Source organism: Prevotella sp. CAG:255, assembly GCF_000431195.1.
GTDB lineage: Bacteria > Bacteroidota > Bacteroidia > Bacteroidales > Bacteroidaceae > Prevotella > Prevotella rara.
On the sequence record NZ_HF986766.1, the window covers coordinates 63435 to 71378 of the forward strand.

Annotated in this window: 7 protein-coding genes; 2 read left to right on the forward strand and 5 right to left on the reverse strand. The window is 49.0% G+C overall.

Annotated elements, in window-relative coordinates:
- Positions 1-7: 7 nt before the first annotated feature.
- From QVO66_RS01215 to QVO66_RS01230, 4 genes are all read right to left on the reverse strand, one after another.
- Positions 8-748: an isoprenyl transferase gene (locus tag QVO66_RS01215; RefSeq protein WP_021853547.1), complete on the reverse strand. Its 741-nt coding sequence runs from the start codon at positions 746-748 to the stop codon at positions 8-10.
- Complete coding sequence (locus tag QVO66_RS01220) at positions 741-1421, reverse strand: DUF6089 family protein (protein WP_021853548.1); 681 nt, start codon at positions 1419-1421, stop codon at positions 741-743. The genes QVO66_RS01215 and QVO66_RS01220 overlap by 8 nt, the downstream gene beginning before the upstream one ends.
- A gap of 36 nt (positions 1422-1457) precedes the next feature.
- A complete protein-coding gene (locus tag QVO66_RS01225) occupies positions 1458-2873 on the reverse strand; it encodes a DUF6242 domain-containing protein (RefSeq protein ID WP_021853549.1) in 1416 nt (471 codons plus the stop codon).
- 678 nt (positions 2874-3551) lie between these two features.
- Positions 3552-4331, reverse strand: a complete 780-nt coding sequence (locus QVO66_RS01230) for a hypothetical protein (RefSeq protein WP_288172417.1) — start codon at positions 4329-4331, stop codon at positions 3552-3554.
- 368 nt (positions 4332-4699) lie between these two features.
- On the opposite strand from QVO66_RS01230, the gene QVO66_RS01235 reads away from it, so the two are divergent.
- A complete protein-coding gene (locus QVO66_RS01235; protein WP_288172418.1) occupies positions 4700-4882 on the forward strand; it encodes a hypothetical protein in 183 nt (60 codons plus the stop codon).
- A 418-nt stretch (positions 4883-5300) separates the two neighbouring features.
- On the opposite strand, the gene pckA is transcribed toward QVO66_RS01235, so the two are convergent.
- The gene (gene pckA / locus QVO66_RS01240) at positions 5301-6914 is read right to left on the reverse strand and encodes a phosphoenolpyruvate carboxykinase (ATP) (protein ID WP_021853553.1); all 1614 of its coding nucleotides are present in this window, start codon (positions 6912-6914) and stop codon (positions 5301-5303) included.
- A 263-nt stretch (positions 6915-7177) separates the two neighbouring features.
- On the opposite strand from pckA, the gene upp reads away from it, so the two are divergent.
- A complete protein-coding gene (gene upp / locus QVO66_RS01245) occupies positions 7178-7837 on the forward strand; it encodes a uracil phosphoribosyltransferase (RefSeq protein ID WP_125105231.1) in 660 nt (219 codons plus the stop codon).
- Positions 7838-7944: the final 107 nt, after the last annotated feature.

Here is a 7944-nt window from a genome sequence, read left to right on the forward strand (position 1 = left end):
TTGAATATTAATTATCGTTTTCAACTTGTTCCTCGGTCTTGCCGAAGCGTCTTTGGCGCTTCTGATAGCTTGCAATGGCCTCATGCAGGCTCTGCTCGTCGAAGTCGGGCCAGTAAGTGTCGCAGAAATAAAGCTCCGAATAAGCTATCTGCCAGAGCAGATAGTTGGATATGCGCACCTCTCCGCCCGTGCGTATCAGCAGGTCGGGGTCGGGCATGAAGCGTGTCTGCATGTGGTCTGCCACGACATTCTCGTCGATTGCGTCGATTGCAAGACGTCCGTCCTTAACCTCGGCAGCTATGTTCTTTACGGCGTTGGTTATCTCCCACTTTGAAGAGTAGCTGAGAGCCACCACCATCGTCATGGCACTGTTGTCCTTGGTGTGCTCCATTGTCTCGTCCAGCTTCTCCCTGACCTGTAGCGGAAGCCTGTCGACATCACCGATAACGCGGAAACGCACATTGTTCTTCATGAATATCTCGTCCTCAAGAGCCGTGAGCACAAGACCCATAAGTGCGGCCACCTCATCGGCGGGGCGGTTCCAGTTTTCGGTTGAGAAGGTGTAAAGCGTCAGATACTTCACGCCGAGCTTTACACACTCTGACGTGATTTTCCTAACCGACTCAACACCGGCCTGATGGCCGTAGCTGCGCTTCTTGCCGCGCTCAGTTGCCCATCTGCCGTTGCCGTCCATGATGATGGCAATGTGCTGCGGTATGCGGTTCATGTCAATCTTAGTCTCAGTCATCTTTATTACATGTTATACATTTAGGCATGAAGCTGTAGGTTAATGTCAGCTTCAGAGCCGAATAGCAGTCAGTATTTTTGAAAAGTCCCGAACTCTTGATGCAGTAAGGGTCTGCCACACCGTCGAGCTTGTCGCTGAGCGAGAAGTGGACAGCCCACTCAAGGCCAAGGTTCAGCCGCGACCCTATTTTATATTTCACGCCCAGGCCGAGCGGAAGGTTTGCCGTAAACACGTTGTCGGCGTCAGCCTTTACGTATGTTGCGCCAAGTCCGAGGAATATGAACGGAGTGAGGCGCTTGGCTCCTCTGTACTCACGGCCCGTGCCATAAGGCCAGAAGTTGTATTCATAAGTTATTCCGAGGTCGATGAGCGTGTTGCTGAATTCAACCGGATTGTCGGAATACTCGGGATACCATGTCTCAAGCCCGGCCGAGCTGCCCTTCAGCTTTCCGTATGAGAGGTCGAGCTTAAGGCCCATGTACGGATTGATTACACGTCTGAGAATGAGCGACGCCATGGGCTGCATGTTCTTGGTCACGTTGCCGTTGAAGTCGCCCTCGTATGCCACCATGCCTGCACCCACACCAATCTCCATCTTATATTCGTTGTCGTCTTGTGCCATTGCACAAAGCGACAGCGCCGAGACAATGATGCAAAGCAGGATTTTTCTCATTTACGGGTGGTGAACTGTTATTATACGGTTATTTTGTTATTTTGTGAACGAGGTCTGGTTGTCGGCCCATCCCAGCTTGTTGAGCCTTCCGCGCCACACCTGTCCGTTGCCGCCGCATATTATCCAAAGGCAGTTTTCGTCGTCAACCGTTATGGCAAACGTGTTGCTCGTTCCGTTGGTGAAGCCTTCGGGCATAACATAGCTGTCGTCTGTATGCCATGTCAGTCCGTTGTCCTGGCTTACATATATCTTTCCGAATGCTTTTTCCTTGCATGTGCCGAGCGCTGTTCCGCCTATGGCTATGAGCACGTCGCCGTAGCGTGTCATCTTGAGGTCAGACAGGCGCGGCAGCTGATAGCTGTTCTCTTCGTTGCATTCTATCCATGAGTGCTGCTCCGAACCTGGGGCATACTCCTCTATCTTGCTCCACACGAAAGCCACAGAGTCTGCCGTAAAGGCGTCGTCGGCAGGATTGCCGGCTATTATTATGCGCTCTGAGCTTTTGTCTGTGTTAAGCGCGAAGGTGGCAAGTCCGGCATTGTGCACGGGCAGCTTTGCCTCGTCGCCTACTATGTTGTCGGCTGTCCATGTGGCACCGTTGTCGGCAGAGCTTACGGGTCTGCCTGCCGCATCCATGGCATACATCTTGCTTGTGCCTGCGCCAAGAAGCTGTCTGATATCAGCGGCTGCCACTGCTGTCCAGGCCGTTCCGTCGGCAGATGTCATCACGGTGCCGTTGCTGAGCGTATACAGCATGTTGTCCTTCACGATAACGCTCTTGTAAGCGTCGGCGTCGAGCTGAGTTGCCGCAGTCAGGGCGGTCCATGTGCCTGCCGCATCAGTTGTCAGAGCTGTAGTTGCCGTTCCGTTGCTTCCGAACAGCATCACCTTGCCGTTGAGCGTAACGGCCTTCATGCCGCTCATGGCCGTAAAGCGCGGCTCCACGGGCAGAGCATTCCAGCGGAATGAGTCGGGATCTTCCTTATGGACGTTCACGCTGACCTTGTAGGCACGATAGTATGCTCCGCCTACCGAATAGACTCTGAACTCGCGTGGCTGTGTGAAGTCTACAGAGTCAGAGCTGCTGTAATACGACAGGGTGTCGCTGTCTACATTCTTTATCACCACGATGCCCGAGTTCTTGCTTCCTACGTTGCATATCACGTGCGCAGCATCAGTGCCTGCGGGCAGAGAGTCGGGGTTGTAAATCTCGCGTTTAAGCTGGTCGATGTAGAATTTGTATTTGCTGCCGGTAATCTCTACCTTGTAGACGCTGTCCTCTCCTTCGGATGACAGAGTGTGAAGATACTGATTGACCGTACCTAAAGAAAATGACGTTATGGCGGTGTCGTCATAATATACAAAATTGTTGTCGTTGTCGTCACTAAGGCATGAAGCCAGTAAAAATGTCCCGGAGAACAGTATTGCCAAACACTGGATAATACGTTTCATTCGCTGAATATTTTCTATTTTTAGCTGCAAATTTAATCAGAATTCCTTAAATAAAGCCTGATTTTAAATACTTTATTGTCTAAATTATTAATAAATTGGACTTTTTATATACATATATAAGTTTTTTTAAAGTTTTTATAAAAAAGAGGCCGGTATGAATCACTCACGCCGACCTCACAAAACCTTAACTGATGTTGGTGTTAATCAAATTAATGATGTACATTTTGGTCATCAACAAAATTTAAGACCAACATCACTTAATTAAAAATCTAATAACATAATCTTTACCTTAAATCTATCAAACTACTAACCTATGAAAACGTATTCTCACGAACACGAAGCAAAGATAGCGCATTGTGTGCGAACACACAAGCGTTTTCCTTTGTTTTTTGCATCAAAAAGCTGTTTTTTTGACTTAAATCAAAACACTTGTTTTTCGTCAACGCAAACAGGCTGCCGTACGACGGACGACTGCCTAAAACGGCCCGAACGGCCACGGAACATGCCCCCTCACGCCGCAGCATGCACGGACGGAAACCGGGCGGCGGCAGCCTGCACGGGAGCTAAAAGCCTGCGGCAGGACATGACAAAAGCCGCGCCCGGCCACACATGCACACGCATGCAGGCCGGGCGCACATACCGCCCTGAAAGGGACAAAAAGACTATCACGCAGCGGCATCAGCGGCGCGTGAACACCATGCCGTCTACGACAAAGCTCTCCTTAACTCCGCCAGAGGCACCGACAGACACGGGCGACTTGACCGTAATCTGGCGTGTTGACGGGTTATAAACGAGCACGGCACGGTAAGTGTTGCCGTCGCGTCCGCCTACATACTCAATCACAGCCTTGTTGCCCTCTATCTTGCGGGCCCTTATCAGGCTGTTGTCCACCTTCATTCCGTTGCCGTATGCAACATAAATAGTTCCGTAGCACATCTCACTTCCGCCTTCGGCGTTTTCCTCATACATGCTCTTGTAGTAGAGGTTTATGCGCAGCGTGCCGTCGCCCTTTGCCAGCTTCCATTCACCGTTGAACGGCGACGCCCTGTGCAGGACATACGAATTCTGCGGCAGTTTCTTCAGTTCGTCGTCCACATACGAGAAGCCGTCGCTGCTGGTCATCTTCAAACTGCCGTCTGCCATATACTCGAAGCTGAGCTTGGAGTCTTTCTCGGCAAAGTAGGCTGTGGCCGTGGCCCTGTTGCCGCTCATCTTAAGGTTTTCAATCGTATACGCCATCGACGTGTCATCGGGCTTGATTCTTATTATGCCGGCACACGGGTCGCCGTCCATCGAGTTAGGGTCAGATATGCTCTTTCCGTAGAAGTCGATGTCGACATACAGTCCGTCGGCATACCAGGCACCCTTGAACGGACGGGCAGTCTGAGCCTGAGCCGAAGTTACAGACGAGAATAACAACACACTGATAATAGCTTTTAGCAGCATTGCAGGTTTCATAATTTTAAGATAAGATGGTTAGGTTAAACATTTAAGAAACTCATCTCCGCGGGGCGTACAAGGGCGGAAGCCGCACCATGACACGCACGGGATATTTTTTTTACAAATATACTGAATTTATTTTTCTTTCGTGCCGGCAGGATAAAAAATAAAAGCGCAACCGCATAATTTATATAAGGCAGAGGGGATATGGCATGAAATGTTGACAACTGTGAAATGCGCAGAAGCAAGATGTCTTGCCTAATGCCGGCACCACAAAAACAGCCTGCTTTGCAAAAGACGGCAAACGGCACGCCGAAACATGGCCTTTTGCAGGCTGAAAGGGCACCTTTTGGAACGTAAAAGGTATGCTTTTGCAAAGCCGTAAAATGCAATATGTTTTCAAGAAAGGCTCATCACCCACGACAATACGACATAACCTACTGACCATCAACAACATAAGCCGCAGCGAACCATGTCTGCAAATCATCACGCCGGGATGCCATGCGGTAGATGTGATGAGTCAGGGCATCAACTCATCACACCGCAAACGTCTGGCATACAGCGCATAACATGCCGCCGTGATGAGTGACGAGTAAATACGAAAAACTTTTCTGTTTCATATAACTCCAAATCGTCATCATGACAAATATGGCTTTATCCATTTTGTTCATTCATGCCTTCAAGCCGTCTTTTTGTCTCTATTGAAGCATTTTCGTCTGTCTTTCCATGACATAATCTGCCATAACCGCGAAAGGCGAAAACTACGACCCGCTCAATATTAAGCAAAAATACAGACAGAACAATAACGGCAGACTTGGGATTATCCATCTGCCCCACCCCGCCAACAGGCATCAGGGGCTGTCAGGCAGACTCACCGCACGCTGCACGGCAGGGAGCCATGGGCCATACGGCAGGGCACAAAAAGAAAGTAGGCATGCCATAAGGCACGCCTACTTAAAAGGATATCTAAATCTATTTTATTCAGAATTAGAGTTTCGGACCTGCAGCTACGAGAGCCTTACCAGCCTCATTTCCTTCGTACTTAACGAAGTTCTTGATGAAGCGGCCTGCGAGGTCTTTAGCCTTAGCTTCCCACTCAGCAGCGTCAGCGTATGTGTCGCGCGGATCGAGGATCTTAGGATCAACTCCAGGAAGTTCTGTCGGAACCTCGAAGTCGAACATAGGTATCTTCTTTGTAGGAGCGTTGTTGATAGAACCGTCGAGGATAGCGTCGATGATACCACGTGTGTCGCGGATTGAGATACGCTTGCCAGTTCCGTTCCAACCTGTGTTAACCAGGTAAGCCTTAGCACCGCTCTTCTCCATCTTCTTAACCAGCTCCTCAGCATACTTTGTAGGATGCAGCTCGAGGAATGCCTGACCGAAGCAAGCAGAGAATGTAGGAGTAGGCTCTGTGATACCACGCTCTGTACCAGCCAACTTAGCTGTGAATCCTGAGAGGAAGTAGTACTTAGTCTGCTCCGGAGTCAGGATAGATACAGGAGGCAGTACGCCGAATGCGTCAGCTGACAGGAAGATTACCTGCTTAGCAGCCGGTGCGTGAGAAACAGGCTTAACGATGTTGTCGATGTGGTAGATAGGATAAGAAACACGAGTGTTCTCAGTTGTGCTCTTGTCTGTGAAGTCGATCTTGCCCTCAGCGTCAACAGTTACGTTCTCGAGCAGAGCGTCGCGGCGGATAGCGTTGTAGATATCGGGCTCGCTCTCCTTGTCGAGGTTGATAACCTTAGCGTAGCATCCACCTTCGAAGTTGAACACGCCGTTGTCGTCCCATCCGTGCTCGTCGTCACCGATAAGCAGACGTTTCGGGTCAGTAGACAGAGTTGTCTTACCTGTACCAGACAGACCGAAGAAGATAGCTGTGTTCTCGCCGTTCTTGTCGCAGTTAGCAGAGCAGTGCATTGAAGCGATGCCCTTCAGCGGCAGGAAGTAGTTCATCATAGAGAACATACCCTTCTTCATCTCACCACCATACCATGTGTTGATGATAACCTGCTCTCTTGAAGTTACGTTGAACACAACAGCTGTCTCTGAGTTCAGACCGAGCTCCTTGTAGTTTTCAACCTTAGCCTTAGAAGCGTTGTAAACAACGAAGTCAGGCTCAAAGTCCTCAAGCTCTTCCTCAGAAGGACGGATGAACATGTTCTTTACGAAGTGAGCCTGCCAAGCTACCTCCATGATGAAACGAACAGCCATACGTGTGTCCTTGTTGGCACCGCAGAAACCGTCGATAACATAGAGTTTCTTGTTTGAAAGCTCATTCTTTGCTATTTCCTTAACAGCAGCCCAAGCTTCCTGAGAAGCAGGTTTGTTGTCGTTCTTATATTCGTCTGAAGTCCACCATACAGTGTCCTTTGAAGTTTCATCCATTACGATGAACTTATCTTTAGGAGAACGTCCGGTGTAAATACCTGTCATTACGTTTACTGCACCGAGTTCTGTCACCTGACCTTTGTCAAAACCCGTAAGGCCGTCTTTTGTCTCTTCCTCAAACAATACCTCATAAGACGGGTTGTAAAGAACCTCAGTTGTACCTGTGATTCCATACTTTTCTAAAACTGACTTATCAAACTTTGCCATTTTAATAATATATTAAAAAGTGAATTATTTGTTCCTGATAGTTACCTTAAATCGGCTGCAAAGTTAGCAAAAAATCGATTATCAGCCAACAATGAAGGGTATAAAAAACACCTATAAAAAGTCTTTTTAGGTTAAAGTATTAAAAATTTAAACTGCCCGAAGTATTTTTGCAATTTGCACTTTGCAAAAATCGAGAAATATTTTTACTTTTGCACAAATACATAACATACAGTCACGAAAGACTGCAGAAAAAGAACAAAAGCATGCAAGTAATTAATTTTAGCGAAACCAACTCGATTTTAAACCAATATCTGGCAGAGATAAGAGACGTAAACTATCAGCAGAACCGCCTGCTGTTCCGCAACAACATAACGCGCGTGGGCGAGATGATGGCCTACGAGATAAGCAAGACGCTCGAATATGAGACGAAAGACGTAACCACGCCCCTGGGCGTATCGCGCGTCAGCGTGCCTGCCGACAAGATTATCCTTGCCACGATATTCCGCGCCGGACTGCCTTTCCACAACGGATTCCTCAACGTGTTCGACCATGCAGGAAACGCCTTTGTGAGCGCATACCGCGAATATACCGACAACGAGCACACCGAGGTGGGCATACATGTTGAATATCTTGCCACGCCGAGCATCGACGGCAAGACGCTCATCATAGCCGACCCCATGCTGGCAACGGGCGGATCGATGGAGCTGGGCTACAAGGCCTTCCTTACCAAAGGCACGCCCAAGCGCATACACATAGCCTGCGTGATAGCCACACCCGACGGCATAGACCACATAAAGAAGACTCTGCCCGACGACAAGACCACAATATGGTGCGCAGCCGTTGACCCGGGCATGAACGAGCATAAATACATCGTGCCGGGATTCGGCGATGCCGGCGACCTGTGCTACGGCAGCAAGCTGTAATCATGACAGACTATTTTTCTTAGCCCAGACTGCTTTCATCAAGATTAGGATTAAGGAAAAACATATAAAAAGAAACGCCCCGCAAACAGCTGTTTGCGGGGCGTTTC